Source organism: Planktothrix sp. PCC 11201 (assembly GCF_900009135.1).
GTDB lineage: Bacteria > Cyanobacteriota > Cyanobacteriia > Cyanobacteriales > Microcoleaceae > Planktothrix.
In genome coordinates, this window is the sequence record NZ_LT797693.1 from 243,439 (window position 1) to 264,005 (window position 20,567).

Consider the following 20,567-nt stretch of genomic DNA (forward strand, 5'->3'; position numbering starts at 1 on the left):
ATCTCTTAGCTTTAATTTTCATTAAAACCCAAGGTAAAACCATAGGTGAGGGGCGGACAATTGACTGTATTTGCAGTAATAACTTCAGCCCAATCACTTTCAACTTAGCACTTGTAGCTTTGTTGATTCCTAAAAGGGGTTGCAACTTGACCGACCCAGAATTTTTACTAAGCAGAAACAACCTGTTTCAACTCTTGAGTAATCTCATCCATGGAACGGTTGCCATTGATAGATTGGAGTTGATTGCGATCAAGATAGTAATTAATTAAGGGAGCCGTTTGTTCCCGATACACTTGTAAACGGTGACGAATAACTTCCTCGTGGTCATCCTTCCGTCCTCTGGCTAACAATCGTTCTACCAGAATCTGATCAGGAACATCCAGGTTAATCACCTTCAGATCTCCGATGCTGTTTTTAGCTTCCCTGTCAACCTTCAGAATAAGGGCTGCGACAAAATCAGCCTGAGAAATATTCCTCGGAAACCCATCCAAAATCCAACCGTTCTGAGCATCGGACTCCTCAAGACGATGTTCCACCATATCCAAAATCAATTGATCGGGGACTAATTCACCTTGAGCCATATAGTCCTTAGCTTTTTGACCCAGATCAGTTTCTTCACCGACATGGGTGCGTAAAATTTCACCCGTCGAGATGTGAGGAACCCCAAAACTCGCAGCTATAATGGCTGCTTGAGTCCCTTTGCCTGCCCCTGGGGGCCCGAGAAAAATCAAACGCACTATCGTTTCACCATCCCTTCATATCGTTGAGAAATCACATAGGTTTGCACCTGTTTCGCCGTATCAATGGCTACACCCACCAAAATCAGCAGAGATGTGGCACCAAAGCCCCGAAAAGTGGGAACCCGTGTGGCCCCCTCAACGATCGTGGGGATAATGGCAACCAAACCTAAAAAGATAGCTCCCAAAAACGTCAATCGATTTAAAACTCGCTCAATATACTCACTGGTGGTGCGACCCGGACGAATCCCCGGAACACTCGCCCCCATTTTCTTCAGGTTCTGTGCCATATCTACAGGATTCATAATTAATGAAGCGTAGAAATAGCTAAAGAACACAATCAGTACCAAATAGAAAGCTGCATACAGCCAGGGAGTCGATCCACTAGGAGTTAGGGCCGTTGCTATTTGAATCAGAACTGGATTGTTAGTAAATTGAGACAGAGAAGCGGGCAAAACTAAAACCGCCGAGGCAAAAATAATTGGCATCACACCCCCTTGATTTAATCGCAGAGGCAAATAGCTGGTTTTTTCTCGGTATAATTTTCTGCCAACTTGCCGACGGGCGGAAACAATCGGAATTCGACGAGTTCCCTCCTGAACAAAAACAATCCCAACGATCATCGCCAGGAAAACAATCAACAGAAGAATCACCCGACCGACAATTGCTTGATCTCCACTTTGGGCTAATTCTAGGGTCTGACCCAAAGAAGTGGGTAAAACCGCTACGATACCCAGAAAAATCAGTAAAGAAGCACCGTTACCAATCCCGCGTTCAGTAATTAGTTCCGAGAGCCACATCACAAACATTGATCCGGCGACAAGTGCCAGAACCACTTGAACTTGGAATAGGGGGCCAGGGTTATTGGCAAAGGGATTAATCCAAATCGAGATCCCCACGCTTTGTAACACTGCCCACCCTAAAGCCACATAGCGAGTAATTTGGGAAATCTTCCGGCGTCCGGCTTCTCCCTCATTTTTTTGTAGGTCTTCCAGACTGGGTAAAGCCGCCGTCATCAACTGCATGATGATGGAGGCATTAATATAGGGCAAAATCCCCAGGGCAAAAATTCCCAGAGCCGAAAGGCCACCTCCAGAAAATAAATCGAGGAATCCAATCACCGGGTTATTTTGAATTGCCGCTCGGAAACTGGCCGTATCAATACCGGGAATCGGTAGAAACACGCCCACACGCACCAGGAGCAGTAAGCCAATGGTGACTAGAATTCGACCTCTTAGACCAGCAGCTTGAGCCATCTGCAAGAAAGTTTCCTGTGCAGTTGGCGCTTTGTCTCGACTAACGACCATGAAGGACTACCTCAATCAGTTATCAGTAATCAGTTATCAGTCATCAGTTAAGAGTTAAGAGTTAAGAGTTAATAGCCAACAACTATTAACTATTCCACCGATAACTGTTTACTGTTGACTAATAACTGACAAGTCCCGCCTGCGGCTTCAATTTTGGTACGAGCACCTTGAGTAAATGCAGCCGCTTCTATGCTAAGGGCGACATTGAGTTCCCCATGCCCTAAAATTTTTAGAGGGCCACGACTTGCGGTTAGGAGTCCCGCTTCTAGTAGGTAAGCTAGAGTAACCTCTGTATTGGCAGACAGGGATGACAATTCACCTACATTAATCGTAGTGTAATGTTTCCGATTAACTTGAGGAAATCCCTTAAGTTTGGGAAGGCGTCGATACAGAGGGTTTTGACCGCCTTCAAAACCAGGGCGGGTGCTGTGACCGGAACGGGAATTTTGCCCCCGCATCCCTTTACCACAGCTTGCACCTTGACCAGCAGAGATCCCACGACCTAGGCGACGTCCGCGTTTGCGAGAGCCTGGTTTGGGTATAGCATCGTTGAGTCTCATGATTGCTTATACTTGAACAGTTTCAGATGGACAACGGAATTAAGCATAAAGATGCTCAATGGGAACTCCCCGCTCTTTAGCTACATCCGCGAGGGTGCGTAATGATTGCAAAGCGTCAATGGTGGCTCTGGCGTTATTCAGAGGATTACTAGAACCGAGTTGTTTAGCCAAGATATTCCGAACGCCAGCGAGTTCTAAAACGGTACGGACGGCTCCACCGGCAATTACCCCCGTCCCAGGAGAGGCTGGACGCATCATCACTTGAGCACCTCCCCCTGCCCCGTTGATCGGATGGGGAATAGAGTTGGATTTGGTTAAAGGAACCTCGATCACGTTTTTGCGGCCATCGGCAACGCCTTTTTTAACGGCTCCAATCACATCGGCGGCTTTACCCACACCTACGCCAACTTGACCCTTTTCATTCCCGACGATGACTACAGCCCGAAAGCTGAGTTTTTTACCGCCCTTCACCACCTTAGTGACACGACGGATTTGTACAACCCGTTCTTGCCACTCGACTTCTTTTTCTTTGGTGCGGCTACCTTTTTTGTTGTTGCGCCGCTGTTGCTGCTGCTCTGCCATAGTTTGAATATCCTGAACAACGTTGATTTCAGTAGGGGCAAGGTCTCCTAGCCCGATCAGTCATCAGTAATCAGTAATCATTTAGGTTGTTGTCGTCATTCATGGTTGATTAACAATAACTTCTATTTTATTTGATTGACTGTTTACTGTTTACTATTAGAAGTCTAATCCAGCTTCTCGGGCTGCATCAGCTAGAGCTTTAACGCGACCGTGATATATATATCCACCCCGATCAAATACCACCTTCTTAATGCCTTTAGCCACAGCCCGTTCAGCAATTAATTGCCCGATTTTGACAGAAGCATCACAGGTTGCCCCGGATGAATCTGCGGATTTAAAATCAGGTTCTACGGTAGAGGCTGCGACTAAGGTGTGATGTTTTGTATCATCAATCACCTGCACATAAATGTGATGGTTGGAGCGAAACACTGCTAATCTAGGCCGTTCAGCGGTTCCAAAGACCTTGACCCGAACTCTCCGATGACGACGATCCCGGGATTCTTGACGAGTTAGTTTCATAGTTTATTTTTTCCCACCCTTACCAGTTTTACCAGCTTTACGTCTGACCACTTCGCCTTGATAACGAATGCCTTTGCCTTTATAGGGTTCAGGGGGACGCACGGCACGAACCTTGGCGGCCATATTGCCGACAATTTCCTTGTCAATCCCGCTAATAATCACATTAGTGTTATTTTCAACAGCAACGCGAATACCTTCCGGGGGAATCATTTCCACGGGTTTGCTATAACCGACGTTTAACACCAGGTTTGTACCTTGCACCGCTGCCCGATAACCGACCCCTTGGATTTCTAAACGGCGTTCAAAGCCATTAGAAACCCCTTCAACCATATTAGATACCAGGGTTCGACAGAGGCCATGGCGTTGACGAGCCGTGCGAGACTCGGAGGCTCGTTTGACGTTAACGATTCCTCCGTCCTGTTCGACCACAACTTCAGGGGGAAGCACACGGGAGAGTTCACCCTTGGGGCCTTTAACTATAACCTGTTGACCATTAATGGTTAGGGTGACGGCGGGGGGTACAGAAATTGGACGTTTACCAATCCTAGACATAGTTATTTATTTCAATTCTCGAATAGAAAAGGGTTGGATTAGTTCTAATCGCGCTCGTTTGACTGTTCACCGAGACACCGAGACAAAATATATGGCTTTGAAACCAGTAAACCCGAAGTCTGACAAGCGAGATGCGCGAACTTTTTACCAGATGTAGCAAAGCACTTCACCACCAACACCTTGGCGTCGGGCTTCTCGGTCAGTCATGACCCCACAAGACGTAGAAATAATTGCTACACCGATGCCACCTAAGACGCGAGGGAGTTCTTTGCGGTTGCGATACACTCGCAAACCCGGTCGGCTGACTCGCTGTAATTTCTGGATGGTTGGAGCTTTGGTTTTGGAGTTGTACTTGAGGGAGACCACCAAGTATTTTTTAATGCCTTCGCCTGTTTCCTCAAAGTCTGCAATAAAGCCCTCTTGTTTGAGAACTTGGGCTATACTACGAGTCATTCTTGTAGAAGGAATTTGTGTAGTTTGATGCCGCGCCATGCAAGAATTGCGAATGCGCGTCAACATATCCGCAATGGTATCGTTTGCCGCCATAGTTTCCTCGTTACTTTACTACACACCGCTTTCCCGAAAAGGCATTCCCATTTCTTTGAGCAAGGCTCGCCCTTCTTCATCGGTTTTTGCCGTGGTGACAATTGAAATATCTAAGCCTCGAATTTGATCAATACTGTCATAGCTGATTTCAGGAAAGATCAGTTGTTCTCGGACACCCAAACTGTAGTTACCCCGACCATCAAAACTTTTTCCACTCACACCCCGAAAGTCACGAATCCGAGGCAGGGATAAATTTATCAGTCGGTCTAAGAAGGCATACATCCGTTCTGCACGCAGGGTCACCATCACACCAACGGGCATTCCTTTGCGAACTTTGAATCCAGCAATGGCTTTTGTGGCTCTTGTGACCACGGGTTTTTGTCCGGTAATCACCGCCAATTCATTCAGGGAGGACTCTAATGCTTTAGCATTTTGAGAGGCTTCACCTAAACCCCGATTGATTGTGACTTTAACAATCTTAGGAACCTGATGGATGTTCTCATATTGGAACTGCTCCATCATTTTTGGGACGATTTTGTCCAAGTAGACAGTCTTGAGTTTAGCTACCATAGTGAGTTGCTCTTTATAAATCCTGGGCTTTGTCAGGATGGTTGACAATTGAGGGTTGACCGTTAACGTTTAACAGTTAGCGGACAATGGGTTTAATCGATAATTTCACCCGTTTTTTTCAGCATTCTCACCTTACGTCCGTCTTCGGTAAAGGTGTAACACACCCGACTGGCAACGTTTTCTTTGGTGGAATACAGCATCACATTAGAACTGTGAACTGGGGCTTCAAAAGTCGTAATCTGACCGGATTCTCCCTCTTGACGAGGTTTAACGTGCTTGGTTCTCACGTTAACATCCTTAACAACGACTTTACTGGCTTTGGGAAGAACCCGAATAATCTCTCCGACTTTTCCTTTATCGCTACCCGTAATCACCTGCACGGTATCGCCTTTTTTTACGTGCATTTTATAGCGTGCGGGCTGATTAGATGTGGTTTTTTTGGACATTACAGAACCTCCGGTGCAAGGGAAACAATTTTCGTGAAATTCTTATCCCGTAGTTCCCGAGCTACAGGGCCGAATACACGAGTGCCTCTGGGATTACCGTCTGCGTTGATAATCACAGCCGCATTGTCATCAAACCGAATGCTCATGCCACTATCTCGACGTAAACTATGACGAGTACGGACGATTACAGCCCGAACTACATCGGATCTTTTCACCGCCATATTGGGAATAGCATCTTTGACCACCGCAATGATCACATCGCCGATTCCGCCATAGCGACAGTTACCCCCTTTTAAAACGCGAATACACATTAGTTTCCGCGCACCGCTATTGTCAGCAACATTGAGAATTGTTTGGACTTGAATCATGATCTCCCGTTTTTCTTTCTCAAGTAATACCCAAATCCCTACAGATTGGTTTTGTCATTACCGCCTAGAATTTCGACCACATTCCAGCGCTTTGTTTTGCTTAAAGGGCGAGTTTCAGAAATACGAACTCTATCCCCTTCTTGACATTGGTTGTTTTCGTCGTGGGCTTTATATCGTTTCGTTTTGACAACAATTTTGCCGTATTTAGGATGGGGAGAACGGTTTTCTACCGTTACAACCACCGTTTTATCCATTTTGTTACTCACGACCAAGCCAACTTTTTCTTTTACTGCCATAGTGCAAATCTCTCCAAAATCAGTTATCAGTCACCAGTCATCAATCATCAGTTATCAGTTTTTGGTTTTTGGTTTTTAGTTATCAGTTCTGTTCCCAGAGTTGATAACGATTAACTTTTCACTGATCACTAATTACTGATAACTGATTACTGATTTGGCGTTCCCGTTCCACCGTTTTTAATTGGGCTAAACGATGGCGCGTATGCTTGAACTCGTGGGGTTTTTCTAAACGCCCGGTTGCTTTGAGTAATCGCAGGTTAGCCAATTGTTTTTTGATGTCTAAGATTTGCTCAGACAGTTCTTCATCATTTAACTGTCTTGCTTCTTCGATTTTAGGAAAAGACATAACAGAGTCGGTGTGTGATTGACAGTTAGCCGTTAACGGTTAATGGTTAACAGCACCTTTATTGAGCTTCTTCGTCCACGGGGCGGGCAATAAATTTGGTTTTGATCGGTAATTTAAATGCCGCTAACCGCATTGCTTCTCGGGCAATTTCTTCGGTAACTCCGGCAATTTCAAATAATACGCGACCGGGTTTAACCACAGCCACCCAATACTCAGGAGCACCTTTACCAGAACCCATCCGGGTTTCTGCGGCTCTCATGGTCACGGGTTTATCAGGGAAAATCCGAATCCAAATTTTTCCACCCCGACGAATATAGCGAGTCATGGCTCGACGGGCTGCTTCGATTTGGCGAGAGGTAATCCAACAGGGTTCTAAAGCTTGCAGTGCGAAATCACCGAAATTTAGATCATTACCGCGGGTCGCTTGACCTCTCATGCGGCCACGCTGTTGTTTGCGGAATTTTGTTCTTCTTGGACTTAACATGATCGAATCCGATAATCAGTAATAACGTATCCGCATTATCAGTTATCAGTAAATAGATAACAGACAACAATCCTTTTATCCTTCGTTAGAACGGTCGTCATATTTTTGACGACGAGGTTGCCGATTCCGACGGGGTTGATTGGTCGGAGAATTCGCTAATTCCTCTTGTCCTGGGATAATTTCGCCCTTAAAGACCCAAACTTTAACGCCGAGAATGCCGTAAATAGTCAACGCTGTGCAGTAAGCGTAGTCAATATCAGCCCGTAGGGTATGTAAAGGTACTCTCCCTTCGCGAGTCCATTCAGTTCGAGCGATTTCTGCTCCGTTCAACCGACCGCTGACTTGAATTTTGATTCCTTCAATTCCGGCTTTCTGTGCCCGGGTAATGGCTTGACGCACGACTCGACGGAAGGAAACCCGTTTTTCCAGTTGTTGGGCGATATACTCGGCAATTAAGGTAGCATCCGCATCAACCTTGGCAACTTCCACCACGTTGATCCGAATTTGGCGATTATTGCCGAGTTTTTTCTGGAGACCCAGACGCAGGGTTTCAATTCCTGCTCCCCCACGACCCACCACCACACCCGGTCTGGCGGTATGAATTTCTAAGTCAACTTGATCGGCTTTGCGTTCAATTCGGATTTTAGAAATTCCGGCATTACTCAATTCCTTGCGAACATACTCCCGAATCGTATGGTCTTCTTGTAACAGTTCAGGATACTGTTTGGAATCCGCAAACCAACGAGATCGATGTTCTTGGGTAATTCCTAACCGGAACCCAATAGGATTAATTTTTTGTCCCATGTTTCAATTCTTTTTTAGAAAAGAGTTAGAATGTCCCACTCGCACTTGCTGCTGATTGCAATTCCCTACTCCGTGGCTGGAGCGACGGCAACCACAATATGACAAGTCGGCTTTCTAATTTGGTAGGCACGACCCTGGGCGCGAGGTCTAAACCGTTTAATGGTTGGCCCTTGATCCGCGTAAGCCTGGGAAATCACTAAACTGGCTGGATCTAAACCAGAATTGTGTTCTGCGTTGGCAACCGCAGAGCGTAAAACTTTGAGAATTGGCTCACAAGACCGATAAGGCATGAATTCCAAAATAATCAAAGCTTCCCGGTAGGATCGTCCTCGAATCTGATCCAAGACTCGTCTGACTTTATGAGGTGACATCCGAATGTAACGAGCGATCGCCTTCACCTCGGCGCTAGTATCTATAGCCATAGTTCACGTATCCGCATTATCAGTTATCAGTTATCAGTTCATCGGACGTGCTTCATAGCCAGCGATGCCCGTGGGCTATTAGCGCGTCTTCATCAGTTATCAGTGAATAAAATATTTACTGTTTACTGTTTACTGTTAACGGCGGGCTTTTTTGTCACTTTTAGCGTGACCTCGGAAGGTACGAGTTGGAGCGAATTCTCCCAATTTGTGACCCACCATTTGTTCCGTCAGAAACACAGGAACGTGTTGTCTGCCGTTGTGGACGGCGATCGTATGACCCACCATTTGAGGAATAATCGTTGATGCTCTTGACCAGGTTTTAATTACCTGTTTTTCTCCTTTAGCATTGAGTTTTTCAACTTTGCTCAGAAGATGATCAGCCACAAAGGGGCCTTTTTTAAGTGAACGAGACATAGTTAATTTATTAACCGTTAAGGTGTCAAGGTGTTGCAGTGTTGACTGTTGACCGAATGAACCGTCAACGGCCAACCCGATTAAGTTTGCCGTCCACCTTTACCCCGTTTCGAGGACTTCCGACGACGACGAACAATCAAAGCGGTACTGCGTTTTTTCTTGTTCCGAGTCTTCGCGCCTAGGGCGGGTTTACCCCAAGGAGTAACGGGGCCAGAACGACCGATAGGAGCGCGTCCTTCACCACCACCATGGGGGTGATCCACCGGGTTCATGACACTACCGCGAACTTCAGGACGACGACCTTTCCAGCGCTTACGACCGGCTTTCCCGATACTGATGTTCCGAGCATCAATATTTCCCACCTGTCCAATGGTGGCGTAGGATTTAGCTGGGATTTTGCGTTGTTCGCCTGAAGGTAATTTCAGGGTCACATAGTCCCCTTCTTTCGCCAGGACTTGGGCTGTAGTACCTGCGGCTCGAACGATTTGTCCCCCTTTACCTGGAATCAATTCCACGTTATGCACGTCCGTCCCTAACGGAATTTTCGATAAGGGCAGGGCATTCCCGACTTCGATCGGAGCTTCTGGGCCAGAAACAATCATGGTTCCGACTTTGAGTCCTAACGGATGCAGGATGTAACGCTTTTCCCCATCGGTGTAATACACCAGGGCAATTCGAGCATTGCGGTTGGGATCGTACTCAATCTCCGCGACTTTAGCGAGGATTTCGTGCTTATCGCGACGAAAATCAACGATTCGATACAGCTTTTTGTGTCCGCCACCCCGATGACGGCAGGTAATCACGCCCCGGTTGTTTCTTCCCTTATCCCGGTGTTTGGAAGTGGTTAAAGAACGTTCCGGTTCAGAACGGGTAATTTCTGCAAAATCAGAAACAGTATGTTGGCGAGTACCGGGAGTATAGGGTCGGTATGAACGAATTCCCATTATCTAATCCTTACTAATCAGTAATCAGTAATCAGTTATCAGTTATCAGTCAAGAAAAAATGCAAGATTTAATGTTTAATTCTTACAATATTTACTGTTTACTGATGACCAACAACTGACTCTACACCCCAGGGAACAATACTTTCCGCAGAGGCTCCCCATCCTCTAGGGTAATAATTGCCCGTTTGTAACCTGTTTTAAAGCCCACAAATTTACCGACCCGACGACGTTTACGAGGCGGAATATGGGTATTAACGGCTTTGACTTTCACGGGGAATAACAGTTCAATGGCTTGTTTGATCATCGGCTTAGTTGCGTGCCGATCAACATCAAAGGTGAACTGATTGATTTCCATTAACCTCGTGGCTTTTTCGGTCACAATCGGACGCTTCACCAAATCAATCAGATCGCCGGGATCATGTTGCATCTCCGTAAACCTCCTGAATTTTGGCTAGGGCAGCAGCGGTTGTTACAATTCTGTCAGCAGCTAGGACGTCATAAACGTTTAAGCTATCGGACAAGCACATTCTCAATCTGGGAATGTTACGACCGGACAGATAAATATTCGGTTGTTTCTCTGACAGTACCAAGAGGACTTTTGAGTCGGGTTCAATGCCCCAACGGGTCATCGCCGATACTAGGTCTTTGGTTTTCGGCCGAGAAAACTGATCCGCAAAGTCTTCCACCACAATCAGATCCTCAGCCCGGCTTTGAAAGGCGGTGCGTAGGGCTAACTGTCTTTCTTTGCGATTCATCTTCTGGGAATAGTCTCTGGGTTTGGGCCCAAAGATCACCCCGCCCCCTCGCCATAGGGGAGAACGAATAGAACCGGCTCTAGCACGACCCGTGCCTTTTTGACGCCAGGGTTTACGACCGCCCCCCCGAACTTCCGCCCGGGTTTTGGTGCAGGCTGTGCCTTGACGAGCATTGGCTAGTTGCCGGACTACGGCTCTATGAACAATATGACTGGCATTTTCGGGAGATGCGACTTTCAGATCAAGGGTCGCTTCTCCAACGCTTTCACCCTGCCAATTTCGGACTACACAATCAACCATAGTTATCTCCTTGACTACTTACCACCGACGATATTAGCGGGGGCGATGCTCAACAAACCACCGGGCTTGCCAGGAACCGCTCCTTTGACTAACAGGAGGTTACGTTCAGGATCGATACGCACAACGATTAATTTGCGTGTGGTCACTTGGCTGGCTCCATACTGTCCGGCCATGCGTTTTCCAGGATAAACACGGCCAGGAGTGGTTCCTGGGCCGATCGAACCGGGTTGACGATGGTTTTTAGAACCGTGGGCCATGGGGCCCCGTTTGAAGTTATGCCGTTTTTGATAACCGGAGAAGCCACGACCCATACTGGTTCCACTGACATCCACCAGTTGTCCCGGGGTGAAAATATCAGCTTTGAGTTGTTGGCCTAATTCAAAAGATTCGGGTTCGCTCACCCGGTATTCTTTCAGGTGACGTACACAGGTGCCGCCGGATTTGGCTAAATGTCCTTGTTCCGCATTGCTGAGATACTTATTGACCTCTTTGTCGGGAGTTTTTTTTGTATTAAGCTTGCGTTTGTTATCAGGAACTTCACCGTATCCCAGTTGGATAGCTGTGTAGCCGTCGGTTTGTTTGGTCTTAATCTGGGTCACAATGCAAGGCCCGGCTTGAATGACGGTGACAGGAATTGCTTTCCCGCTTTCCACTTCAAAGATTTGGGTCATGCCAACCTTTGTGCCGAGGATACCTACAGACACTTAAACTAGCCTCTCTTTTCTAAGTATTACAATAAAATTCGGATCGACTTTAAGGAAGAATCCGCTTGTAACAGATGAACAAGACATTTGCTAAAATGGCTTGTAGATGTTTAAACACACCAAAACCCTATCCCACCGTTTAAGGGGGATAAACCCTGGAGAGTTTAGAACAGTTTCAGGCTATTAACAAGTTCTAAGCTGTTGGCAAATTGAGGATTGCCCTCAATACTGCACTTATGTCGCCCGGACTTGAGCAGCAAGCTACTCAGTATCCTTTGCTGATATATCTCAAACCCCTTGCAGATTCCTTGGCTCGCGCCGAATTCGTTTAGAATTTAAGACTCAGTCGGTTGCTGTTTCCTTACGGATTCGGCTTAACTGCTCTACTCCTAATCACTAACTTCTTTGGGGTGAACACCGTTAACGTTATGTCCTCACAGCCTCTGAAATTTAGTATTTTAGAAGCTCACAGTATTTGACCGATTAGCGACAATTTTTAATTGTAGGGTAATTTTAACAAACTGTCAATAACCAATACGGATTCTGATCGCAATTGTGTCAAAATATCTCAAGCGAAGATTCAGCAAGATGCAGTTAAGAGGTTAATCACTAAGTTATGGCATTGATTACAACAGGAAGCAAGCTGATTAGAGATTTAGAAACATACAAGGCTTTAGGAATGTATGTTCCCCTCGAAGGTGGGTTTGAAGGACGGTATCGTCGTCGGTTACGCGCCCATGGATATACGACCTATAGCCTAACCGCCAGGGGTTTAGGAGATTTAGCGGCTTATTTAACCGGGGTGCATGGGGTTCGTCCTGCCCATTTAGGGAAAAAAAGTAGTGGGAATGAAGCGGCTGTTGGGGATGTTTATTATATCCCCCCGATTTTAAATACCCAGTTAGAGCAACTGCCACCTAAATCGAAAGGTTTAGTCCTGTGGATGATTGAAGGTCATATTTTGTCGAGTCAAGAGATTACGTTTCTGACTCAGTTACCCCAACAAGAACCCCGGGTCAAGTTGGTGGTAGAAATGGGTGGAGCGCGGGCGGTGCAGTGGACGCCGCTCAAGGATGTAAATGTTGCGGCTTGAACACTGTGATTAATTTTGGGGTTGATTTTAAGCTAAATAAGTTGGGTGAACACCCAACTTATTTTTCTAACAAAAACACCGTGATTAATCAATAAATATATTTAGGATTAAAATATTTATTAAATTTTTCTCCATCATGAACAATGGCAAAATCTTTAAGGAAATATATTGAAAACCAAAATCATCCTCAACCCAGTAGTCCCTAACCGCAATTCATCTCACACTGCCCTATCGGGTCAGACGTGAGGCTTCGGCGCGAAGATGCTAAAACGCCTATTCTTGTGTCACCATAGAAAGTGTGAACACTTATAATTCCCCTTTAACAGCTTTACAACGGGGTAACTGGTTCAAACTCATTTGCGGGGCCAGTTATCAACATTTGCCTGCCATCCGAAATTTAACCTTAGCCTACACCTTAGCTGGGGCCGACTGTATCGATGTGGCGGCTGACCCGGCGGTGATTACAGTAGCTCAGGAGGCTTTAAACCGGGCTGAATTTTTGGGTGTACAGGCTCAAAACCTGGGATTTGGCTATCGCTATCGCCCATGGTTAATGGTCAGCTTGAATGATGGTGAAGACCCGCATTTTCGGAAGGCACAGTTTGAGGCTACCGCTTGTCCTGAAAGTTGTTGGCGACCTTGTGAAACGGTTTGTCCTACGGGAGCGATCGCATTTTCCCCCCTAAAATCCGGTGTCATCGATGAACTGTGTTATGGCTGCGGACGCTGTATTTCCATCTGTCCAGTGGATTTGATTGATGCTCGGTCTTATGTTTTTCGCCCAGATGAAATTGCACCCCTGGTATTACAAACCGGGATAGATGCCTTAGAAATTCATACTCAAGTGGGACGGGAAAAAGATTTTCAACGACTCTGGAATAGTATCCAACCCTATTTAGAAAAACTCAAACTGGTAGCAATTAGCTGCCCGGATGGGGAGGGGGTCGTGAACTATCTGAAAACCTTATCTGAAATGATCCTACCCCTGAATTGTCCCTTAATCTGGCAAACCGATGGCCGACCGATGAGTGGCGATATTGGGGCGGGGACAACCTGGGCGAGTGTGAAGTTGTGCCAAAAAATTTTGGCGGCGAATTTACCTGGATATGTACAGCTTGCGGGTGGCACAAACGATTATACTGTAGCCAAGCTCAAATCCCTTGGGCTTTTACCGTCAACAGTTATCGATGATCCTGTGCTTAACTCCGTTTTTCCAAATCCTGATCAACAAACTCAGACCATCGGTGGAAAACAGTTACGGTCAGTTAATTCTGGTCATCAGGTGGCGGGTGTTGCCTATGGTAGCTATGCCCGTGTCCTGTTGTCACCCCTTTTAGAACAGTTAGAATCCCGATCCACGACCGAACCTCAAAGGGGTACTTTTCATCGGCAGGACACCCAAACCCAAAGACTTCAGCCTTTAAGTCAGGACAAGCCATTTCCCCCAGTAGAGATGCAACATTCTGTGTCTGTACTGGAAGCTCACCCTGAGTTGCTGTGGCAAGCGGTTGGTAAAGCCTCAACCCTTGTCTCCCAAATTAAATCAGTTATCAGTGATCAGTAATCAGTTATCAGTGAATACGATCACAAGTTTTGCTGATAAAAAGACTCATATATAACCACCAAAATATGACTGATTCATCACTGATAACTGATAACTGTTTACTGATAACTGATAAGAGTATGCAAATTACAGACGACCTGAACAAATTACTCTCCATTGTTCCTGATGAGATTCGGCAGAATTTGCAACGGCATCCACAACGCGACAGTCTGATTGAGATCGTGATGGATTTGGGACGTCTTCCAGAGGCTCGTTTTCCGTCCAAAGCAGAATATCTCTCGGCTATACCTGTCTCCTTGGACGATCTGGAACATTGTATTGTGCAGATTGGGGAATTTAGCGGGGATAACCGGGCAGGGATTGAGCAAACCTTACATCGAATTAGTGCGATTCGCAACCGGACGGGAAAGGTGATTGGTTTAACCTGTCGGGTGGGTCGAGCCGTCTTTGGCAAGATTGGCATGATCCGAGATTTGGTGGAAACGGGTCAATCTATTCTCTTGCTCGGTCGTCCAGGGGTGGGAAAAACCACAGCATTGCGAGAAATTACTCGTGTGTTAGCAGATGAACTGGAAAAACGAGTAGTTATTATTGATACCTCTAACGAAATTGCTGGAGATGGAGATATTCCCCATCCAGCTATTGGGCGGGCGCGTCGGATGCAGGTGGCTCGTCCTGAACTGCAACATCAAGTCATGATTGAGGCGGTGGAGAACCATATGCCGGAGGTGATCGTGATTGATGAAATTGGGACAGAACTAGAGGCTTTAGCGGCGCGAACCATCGCCGAACGTGGGGTACAGTTGATTGGTACGGCCCACGGAAACCGGATTGAGAATTTAATGAAAAACCCCACCCTTGCCGATTTGATTGGAGGAATTCAAGCGGTGACCCTAGGGGATGAGGAGGCTCGACGTCGGGGTTCCCAAAAGACGGTCTTGGAACGCAAAGCCCCTCCGACCTTTGATGTAGCGGTGGAAATGTTGGAACAGCAACGGTGGGTGGTGCATGAATCCGTGGCGACTACGATTGATCATCTGTTACGCGGAATGCAGCCGATCTTGCAGGTCAGAACTATGAATGATCAGGGTGAAGTCGAAATTTTTGAAGAACGATATACTCCCGTCAACCCCATTCCCAGCCCCGGACGCTCAACGATGAAATCCCGGGAACCTGTGGCTACAATGCCTGGTGTTCGAGGGTTGCGAGGTTCAGGGAAAATGATGCCTTTGCCTGTAGAAAACCCGGCATCGGAATCTCAATATTTTGAACAACTCCTGGAACAGTCTTTTTCTGGGGTGATTCCTTTACATCCTGATGAAGAATTCACCTTCATTAATAAATTAGGGGAGGGTTCACCGTTAAATATTTATCCCTATGGGGTTCCTCGTCATCAAATTGAACAAGTCATCCAAATGTTGTCTTTACCGGTGATTTTGACTAAGGATATTGATAGTGCGGATGTGGTGTTGGCGTTGCGATCGCATATTAGAAATCAATCCAAAATCCGCCATGTTGCTAAAACTCGCCAAGTTCCGATTCATACGATAAAATCACCGAACAACCATCAAATTGCCCGAGCCCTGCGACGTCTGTTACAAATGGAAGATCCCAGTACCCCAGAAATTGCGGATTTGAATTTGTTTGCGGCGAGTGGTTCTTCCGATGAAATTGAAGCCTTAGAAGAAGCCCGTTTGGCGGTGGAACAAATTGTGATTCCCAAAGGACAACCGGTAGAATTACTGCCTCGGTCTCCCCAAGTCAGAAAAATGCAGCATGAATTGGTGGAACATTATCGGTTGAAATCTAATAGTTTTGGGGAGGAACCCAACCGTCGTTTAAGAATTTATCCAGCCTAAGTCAGTAATCAGTCATCAGTTATCAGTTAAGAGTTATTAGTCATCAGTTAACAGTTAAAAGTTATTAGTCATCAGTTAACAGTTAATTAACTAATAACTCTTAAAATGATAACTCTTAAAATGATAACTGATGACTGATTACTGATGACTGTTAACTGATGACTAATAACTCTTAACTGATTATTGTATGGAACCTGAATTAATCAAACTTTTTATTAATCTTATTACAAGTCAAACCGGGTTATTTATTCGTTTGCAGGACTACGGTATACTGGCTGAAAAAATCAAGATCAGAGTTAAATTTTTAAAATTACCAAACCCTCAAGTTTACTTAAAGTTATTAAGTAACGATAGCCCCCAGAGTCGAGAGGAGTGGAAACAATTAATTCCTTTAATTACAACAATTGAAAGTTATTTTTTTAGAGATCAAGGTCAAGTTAATCTCTTGCGAACTGTCGTTTTACCAGAGTTAATTAAATTGCGGCAAGACACAAAAAGTTTAACCCTGTGGAGTGCCGGTTGTTCGACAGGAGAAGAACCCTACACCCTGTCTATTTTGCTTCAACAGTTGATTCCAGACTGGGGAAGTTGGAATCTTCAGATTCTAGGGACTGATGTGAATGAACAGGCCTTAACAAAAGCCAGTCAAGGCTTATATACAGCTTGGTCTTTTCGCCTGGTGGACTCAGCACTCAAAAATCGATATTTTATGCGACAAGGAGAAAATTGGAAAATTAATTCGTTGACTCAAAGTTCTGTTCAATTTTTTAATTTGAATTTAGTTAAAGATTCCTATTGTTATCCTAATTATACCCCGATTCAAGATGTGGATTTAATTATTTGTCGGAATGTTTTTGTTTATTTTGAAAAAGAATATATTAATCAAGTAATTTCTAAGTTTTTTAATGTTTTAAAACCAGGAGGTTATTTAATTACAGGACACGCTGAATTACAAGGCACAGAAAATATTGAAAAATTTCAAGCCAAAATTTATCCTGAATCCATGATTTATCAACGACCTATTGATTTATTTAAAGAACCCTTGACTATTCCCCCCAGATTAATTATTGATGTGGATAATCGCTGGAATAATCTATTATATTCTTCTCGGAAATATCAGGAGCCATACCCCAAAACCAGCCAGGGCGAGAATCATCCATCTGAAATTTTCAATTTACCCCAAAAAAGCTTAGAAGAAGCAAAAATATATTTCAAAAACAAACAGTATCCGGCTGCTATTCAAAAGGCTGAACAATTTATTCAAACTCCTGAATACGCTTTAAAAAATCGGAACTTCACAATTGGAGAACAAGAAAAAAATCATCACCTAAAATCCAAAACTAAATTTGATGCCTATTATTTATTAGCACAATCCTGGGCGAATTTAGGACAATATGAACAAGCCATATCCTACTGCAAAAAAGCTATTGAAATAGATTCTTTATCTATATTACCCTATTATTTACTCTTACATATAGCTCAGGAACAGGAGGATTTAGTCGGAGCAAAGTTATTGTCCAAACGAATTATTTATCTGCTTCCCTCCTCAATTCCAGCCTATCTGGAACTCGCATCAATTTATGAACGGGAAGCAGATCATACCCGAGCAGCTAAAATGTATAGTAACGCTTTAGCTCTCCTCAAATCCTTACCTCCGACCATGGGGATTGAACATTTAGACGGAGTTACAGCTCAAGATTTAATTGTTTTTTTAGAAAATAAACATTTGGCTATTGACCGTTGACTGTTGGCTATTTACTGATAACTATGTACTAATCTGATAACTATTTACTAATCACTGATTATGGCTTATTTAATTTTTGCACTGAAGTCAATGTGTTATGCGATCATGGCTTCCGTGGTTGAAGAAATTTTTTTCCTACCGGAATTAACTCCAATTCCCGCCGCTCCTGCTGATTTAGTGGGTTTAATTAATTTGCGTGGAGAGTTACTTCCCGTGATTGATTTAACCATTCGATTAGGTTATCCTGAACCGAATTATGCTTTATCTGATAGCGTGATCATTTTAAAATTTAATAATATTAGATTAGGGATTATTGTCACCCAAGTTTCTGAAGTCAAGATGATTGCTAACGATGAAATTAAAACTGAATTAGCCTATAATTTTCAACAGGAATTTGATCAGATTCACCCCTCTTATTATCTTCAAGGAGTGGCTCAAGTCGATGAGCATTTGGTCATGGTTTTAAATCCAGAAACCCTGATTCAATATATTAGTCACTCTCTCCCAGATTTTAATTTAGAGAAAATCAATCCCGAAGGAAACCAATCTCCTATCCATGGAGAATCCTCAAGAAAAAATAATTTTAGAAAACTACAAAACTATATTTTTTCGACCGATGCGACCCCAGAAGAACGTCAGATTTTTCAAGAGCGGGCTAAAAATTTAAGGCATCCTATTGACGACCAAGATTTTGCTGGGTTAGTTCCTTTAGCAGTGATCAGTTTAAATGGAGAATATTTTGGGGTTAACCTAGAGATTATCCGAGAGTTTACAGATATTCATCATATTACACCGATTCCTTGTACTCCCCCCCATATTGTGGGAAATATGAATTTACGCGGGGAAATATTAACCTTAGTGAATATTCGGGGTCTCGTGAATTTGCCTTTACAAACCTCTCAGGTATTATCCAAGGCTATGATTGTTAAAATTAATGATATTGTGGCTGGAATTATAGTAGAGGGAATTTTTGATGTCATATACTTAAAAGAATCCGAGATTAAAACCATTCCCACGGCAGTTCATCTCAAACAGGATGAATACCTACAAGGGACAGCTTTTTATCAAGACAAAATGATCAGCATTCTGAATGTGGCAAAAATTATGACTCAAGGAGAATTATTTGTTGATCAAGAGGTTTAATCCCGGATAAGATAGATTTGATGAATTTTATAGTCAACCATCAACCATCAAAAAAAAATTATATGTTTAACAATTTGAAATTAAGAGAAAAGTTGTTGTTAGGGTATAGTATCCCAGTGTTTTTATTTATGGGATTAACCACATTCGTTTATACCAATATTAGTCAAGTATCTAATACTTTCAAAGAGGCGGAAAGGGTTCAAGAGGTAATTTTAAAAGTCAACGTTATAGAACGTGGTGCTCAGGGGATGGTTCGCAGCTTAAGGGGATATTTAGCACTAAAAAATCAAGATTTTGTAGCGGAATATAATTCCGGTTTAGTCCTTTATCGAGAAGCGGCTAAAACATTAGAATCCTTAGTTTATCGTCCAGAGCAAAAACAACGGTTACAAAAACTTGATAACTTAGTGAATGAATATGATCAAATGGCACAACAAGCTTTTATCCTAGCCAATCAAGGAAAATTGTCTGAAGCCATTGAAAAAGCTCGGGGTGGAACTCAATATGTACTCAATTTTGATCGAATTAGCGATGAATTTTCGACAACAGAAGCTAGTCTTTTAAATCAGGAAAGAACGAAAACAAAAGAATCATTGGAAGGATTATTGACAATGCTCGTGTTTGGAGCCTTGCTAATTTTGGTTACGGTGATTGTTATTGCCCTATTAATTTCGGTTAATATTGGTGGAACTATTCATCAAGCCACACAAGTTATCGCCACTTCTTCCACCGAAATTGCTGCTACCCTCGCGGAACAAGAACGAACCGCCAATCAACAAGCAAGTTCTGTTCATGAAACTACAACAACGATGGATGAATTGAGTTCTTCCTCTCAATCAACGGCGGAACAAGCGGAGTCTGCGACCTATGGAGCTAGACAGGTTTTAGGATTAACAGAAGGAGGAAAACAAGCAGTTAATAGTACCTTAGAAGGGATGGAAAATCTGCAACAAAAAGTTGAAGCGATTGCCCAACAAATTATCCGTTTAAGTGAACAAACTAATCAAATTGGGAATATTTCTGAATTGGTGAGTGATTTAGCAAATCAAACCAATATGTTAGCCCTGAATGCTGCTGTAGAGGCGGTTAGAGCCGGAGAACATGGGAAAGGATTTGCGGTTGTTGCCACTGAAATCCGAAAACTAGCAGATGAAAGCAAAAAATCTGCCTTAAAAATTAATATCCTTGTTGCTGATATTTTAACTTCCATTAATTCAACGGTCATGGCAACGGAGGAAGGGACAAAAACTGTTTTATCTAATGCAGAACTTACCCGGGAAACCGCAGATGCTTTTGCTGGGGTTGCGGAAGCGGTGAATAATGTAGTATTGAATAATCAGCAAATTTCCCTTAATGTTAAGCAACAAGCGATCGCCATTGGACAGGTTTTAGACGCGATGAATGCTTTAAGTCAGGGCGTGGGTGAAACCGCTAATGGATTAAACCAAGCTAAAATTGGAATGCAAAAATTGAATGAAGTCGCGTTAAATTTGAACTCAATTGTTTAA

The 20,567-nt window shown here is 44.1% G+C and carries 26 protein-coding genes; 6 read left to right on the forward strand and 20 right to left on the reverse strand.

All coding sequences use genetic code 11. The features are described from left to right. Positions 1 to 167: 167 nt before the first annotated feature. The 20 genes from PL11201_RS05900 to rplC all read right to left on the reverse strand — a co-directional run bounded on the left by PL11201_RS05900 (position 168) and on the right by rplC (position 11,656). Positions 168 to 740 (reverse strand): adenylate kinase, encoded by a 573-nt coding sequence (locus PL11201_RS05900; protein WP_079677662.1) that lies wholly within the window; start codon positions 738 to 740, stop codon positions 168 to 170. Then, positions 737 to 2,044 (reverse strand): preprotein translocase subunit SecY, encoded by a 1,308-nt coding sequence (gene secY / locus PL11201_RS05905; protein ID WP_079677663.1) that lies wholly within the window; start codon positions 2,042 to 2,044, stop codon positions 737 to 739. Before secY ends, PL11201_RS05900 begins: the two co-directional genes overlap by 4 nt. An 89-nt stretch (positions 2,045 to 2,133) precedes the next feature. After that, positions 2,134 to 2,604 (reverse strand): 50S ribosomal protein L15, encoded by a 471-nt coding sequence (gene rplO / locus PL11201_RS05910; RefSeq protein WP_079677664.1) that lies wholly within the window; start codon positions 2,602 to 2,604, stop codon positions 2,134 to 2,136. Positions 2,605 to 2,643: 39 nt separating this feature from the next. After that, complete coding sequence (gene rpsE / locus PL11201_RS05915; RefSeq protein ID WP_079677665.1) at positions 2,644 to 3,186, reverse strand: 30S ribosomal protein S5; 543 nt, start codon at positions 3,184 to 3,186, stop codon at positions 2,644 to 2,646. Positions 3,187 to 3,342: 156 nt separating this feature from the next. Next, positions 3,343 to 3,705, reverse strand: coding sequence for a 50S ribosomal protein L18 (gene rplR, locus PL11201_RS05920; RefSeq protein WP_079677666.1), 363 nt, complete (start codon positions 3,703 to 3,705; stop codon positions 3,343 to 3,345). 3 nt (positions 3,706 to 3,708) lie between these two features. Continuing rightward, positions 3,709 to 4,257, reverse strand: a complete 549-nt coding sequence (gene rplF, locus PL11201_RS05925) for a 50S ribosomal protein L6 (RefSeq protein ID WP_079677667.1) — start codon at positions 4,255 to 4,257, stop codon at positions 3,709 to 3,711. Between the two features lie 144 nt (positions 4,258 to 4,401). Continuing rightward, positions 4,402 to 4,803, reverse strand: coding sequence for a 30S ribosomal protein S8 (rpsH, locus tag PL11201_RS05930; RefSeq protein WP_079677668.1), 402 nt, complete (start codon positions 4,801 to 4,803; stop codon positions 4,402 to 4,404). 18 nt (positions 4,804 to 4,821) lie between these two features. Then, on the reverse strand, positions 4,822 to 5,373 hold the full coding sequence (gene rplE, locus PL11201_RS05935) for a 50S ribosomal protein L5 (protein WP_079677669.1): 552 nt from the start codon (positions 5,371 to 5,373) through the stop codon (positions 4,822 to 4,824). 92 nt (positions 5,374 to 5,465) lie between these two features. Then, positions 5,466 to 5,819 (reverse strand): 50S ribosomal protein L24, encoded by a 354-nt coding sequence (rplX, locus tag PL11201_RS05940; RefSeq protein ID WP_079677670.1) that lies wholly within the window; start codon positions 5,817 to 5,819, stop codon positions 5,466 to 5,468. Next, entirely contained in the window at positions 5,819 to 6,187 is a 369-nt protein-coding gene (gene rplN / locus PL11201_RS05945) for a 50S ribosomal protein L14 (protein WP_026786895.1), read from the reverse strand. Before rplN ends, rplX begins: the two co-directional genes overlap by 1 nt. A 38-nt stretch (positions 6,188 to 6,225) precedes the next feature. Beyond that, a complete protein-coding gene (gene rpsQ / locus PL11201_RS05950) occupies positions 6,226 to 6,483 on the reverse strand; it encodes a 30S ribosomal protein S17 (RefSeq protein WP_079677671.1) in 258 nt (85 codons plus the stop codon). Between the two features lie 118 nt (positions 6,484 to 6,601). Beyond that, positions 6,602 to 6,829, reverse strand: coding sequence for a 50S ribosomal protein L29 (gene rpmC / locus PL11201_RS05955; protein WP_079677672.1), 228 nt, complete (start codon positions 6,827 to 6,829; stop codon positions 6,602 to 6,604). A 58-nt stretch (positions 6,830 to 6,887) separates the two neighbouring features. Next, a complete protein-coding gene (gene rplP, locus PL11201_RS05960; RefSeq protein WP_026786898.1) occupies positions 6,888 to 7,313 on the reverse strand; it encodes a 50S ribosomal protein L16 in 426 nt (141 codons plus the stop codon). Positions 7,314 to 7,388: 75 nt separating this feature from the next. Continuing rightward, positions 7,389 to 8,117 (reverse strand): 30S ribosomal protein S3, encoded by a 729-nt coding sequence (gene rpsC, locus PL11201_RS05965; RefSeq protein ID WP_079677673.1) that lies wholly within the window; start codon positions 8,115 to 8,117, stop codon positions 7,389 to 7,391. A 65-nt stretch (positions 8,118 to 8,182) separates the two neighbouring features. Continuing rightward, the gene (gene rplV, locus PL11201_RS05970) at positions 8,183 to 8,539 is read right to left on the reverse strand and encodes a 50S ribosomal protein L22 (protein WP_026786900.1); all 357 of its coding nucleotides are present in this window, start codon (positions 8,537 to 8,539) and stop codon (positions 8,183 to 8,185) included. Between the two features lie 135 nt (positions 8,540 to 8,674). After that, complete coding sequence (rpsS, locus tag PL11201_RS05975; protein WP_026786901.1) at positions 8,675 to 8,953, reverse strand: 30S ribosomal protein S19; 279 nt, start codon at positions 8,951 to 8,953, stop codon at positions 8,675 to 8,677. A gap of 80 nt (positions 8,954 to 9,033) precedes the next feature. Then, positions 9,034 to 9,897 (reverse strand): 50S ribosomal protein L2, encoded by an 864-nt coding sequence (rplB, locus tag PL11201_RS05980; protein WP_079677674.1) that lies wholly within the window; start codon positions 9,895 to 9,897, stop codon positions 9,034 to 9,036. Between the two features lie 121 nt (positions 9,898 to 10,018). After that, on the reverse strand, positions 10,019 to 10,324 hold the full coding sequence (locus tag PL11201_RS05985) for a 50S ribosomal protein L23 (RefSeq protein ID WP_026786903.1): 306 nt from the start codon (positions 10,322 to 10,324) through the stop codon (positions 10,019 to 10,021). Then, on the reverse strand, positions 10,314 to 10,952 hold the full coding sequence (gene rplD / locus PL11201_RS05990) for a 50S ribosomal protein L4 (RefSeq protein WP_079677675.1): 639 nt from the start codon (positions 10,950 to 10,952) through the stop codon (positions 10,314 to 10,316). The genes PL11201_RS05985 and rplD overlap by 11 nt, the downstream gene beginning before the upstream one ends. Before the next feature lie 14 nt (positions 10,953 to 10,966). Further along, the gene (gene rplC / locus PL11201_RS05995; RefSeq protein WP_079677676.1) at positions 10,967 to 11,656 is read right to left on the reverse strand and encodes a 50S ribosomal protein L3; all 690 of its coding nucleotides are present in this window, start codon (positions 11,654 to 11,656) and stop codon (positions 10,967 to 10,969) included. Positions 11,657 to 12,272: 616 nt separating this feature from the next. On the opposite strand from rplC, the gene PL11201_RS06000 reads away from it, so the two are divergent. The 6 genes from PL11201_RS06000 (at position 12,273) to PL11201_RS06025 (ending at position 20,567) form a co-directional block, all read left to right on the forward strand. Continuing rightward, positions 12,273 to 12,749 carry an NAD(P)H-quinone oxidoreductase subunit N gene (locus PL11201_RS06000; RefSeq protein ID WP_079677677.1) on the forward strand — a complete coding sequence of 159 codons (477 nt, stop codon included), beginning with the start codon at positions 12,273 to 12,275 and terminating at the stop codon, positions 12,747 to 12,749. 298 nt (positions 12,750 to 13,047) lie between these two features. Then, the gene (ldpA, locus tag PL11201_RS06005; protein WP_079677678.1) at positions 13,048 to 14,313 is read left to right on the forward strand and encodes a circadian clock protein LdpA; all 1,266 of its coding nucleotides are present in this window, start codon (positions 13,048 to 13,050) and stop codon (positions 14,311 to 14,313) included. Positions 14,314 to 14,432: 119 nt separating this feature from the next. Next, a complete protein-coding gene (locus PL11201_RS06010) occupies positions 14,433 to 16,172 on the forward strand; it encodes a R3H domain-containing nucleic acid-binding protein (protein WP_079677679.1) in 1,740 nt (579 codons plus the stop codon). Between the two features lie 187 nt (positions 16,173 to 16,359). Continuing rightward, a complete protein-coding gene (locus PL11201_RS06015) occupies positions 16,360 to 17,916 on the forward strand; it encodes a CheR family methyltransferase (RefSeq protein ID WP_079677680.1) in 1,557 nt (518 codons plus the stop codon). Between the two features lie 60 nt (positions 17,917 to 17,976). Continuing rightward, positions 17,977 to 19,059: a chemotaxis protein CheW gene (locus PL11201_RS06020; RefSeq protein ID WP_079677681.1), complete on the forward strand. Its 1,083-nt coding sequence runs from the start codon at positions 17,977 to 17,979 to the stop codon at positions 19,057 to 19,059. A 62-nt stretch (positions 19,060 to 19,121) separates the two neighbouring features. Further along, the gene (locus PL11201_RS06025; RefSeq protein ID WP_079677977.1) at positions 19,122 to 20,567 is read left to right on the forward strand and encodes a methyl-accepting chemotaxis protein; all 1,446 of its coding nucleotides are present in this window, start codon (positions 19,122 to 19,124) and stop codon (positions 20,565 to 20,567) included.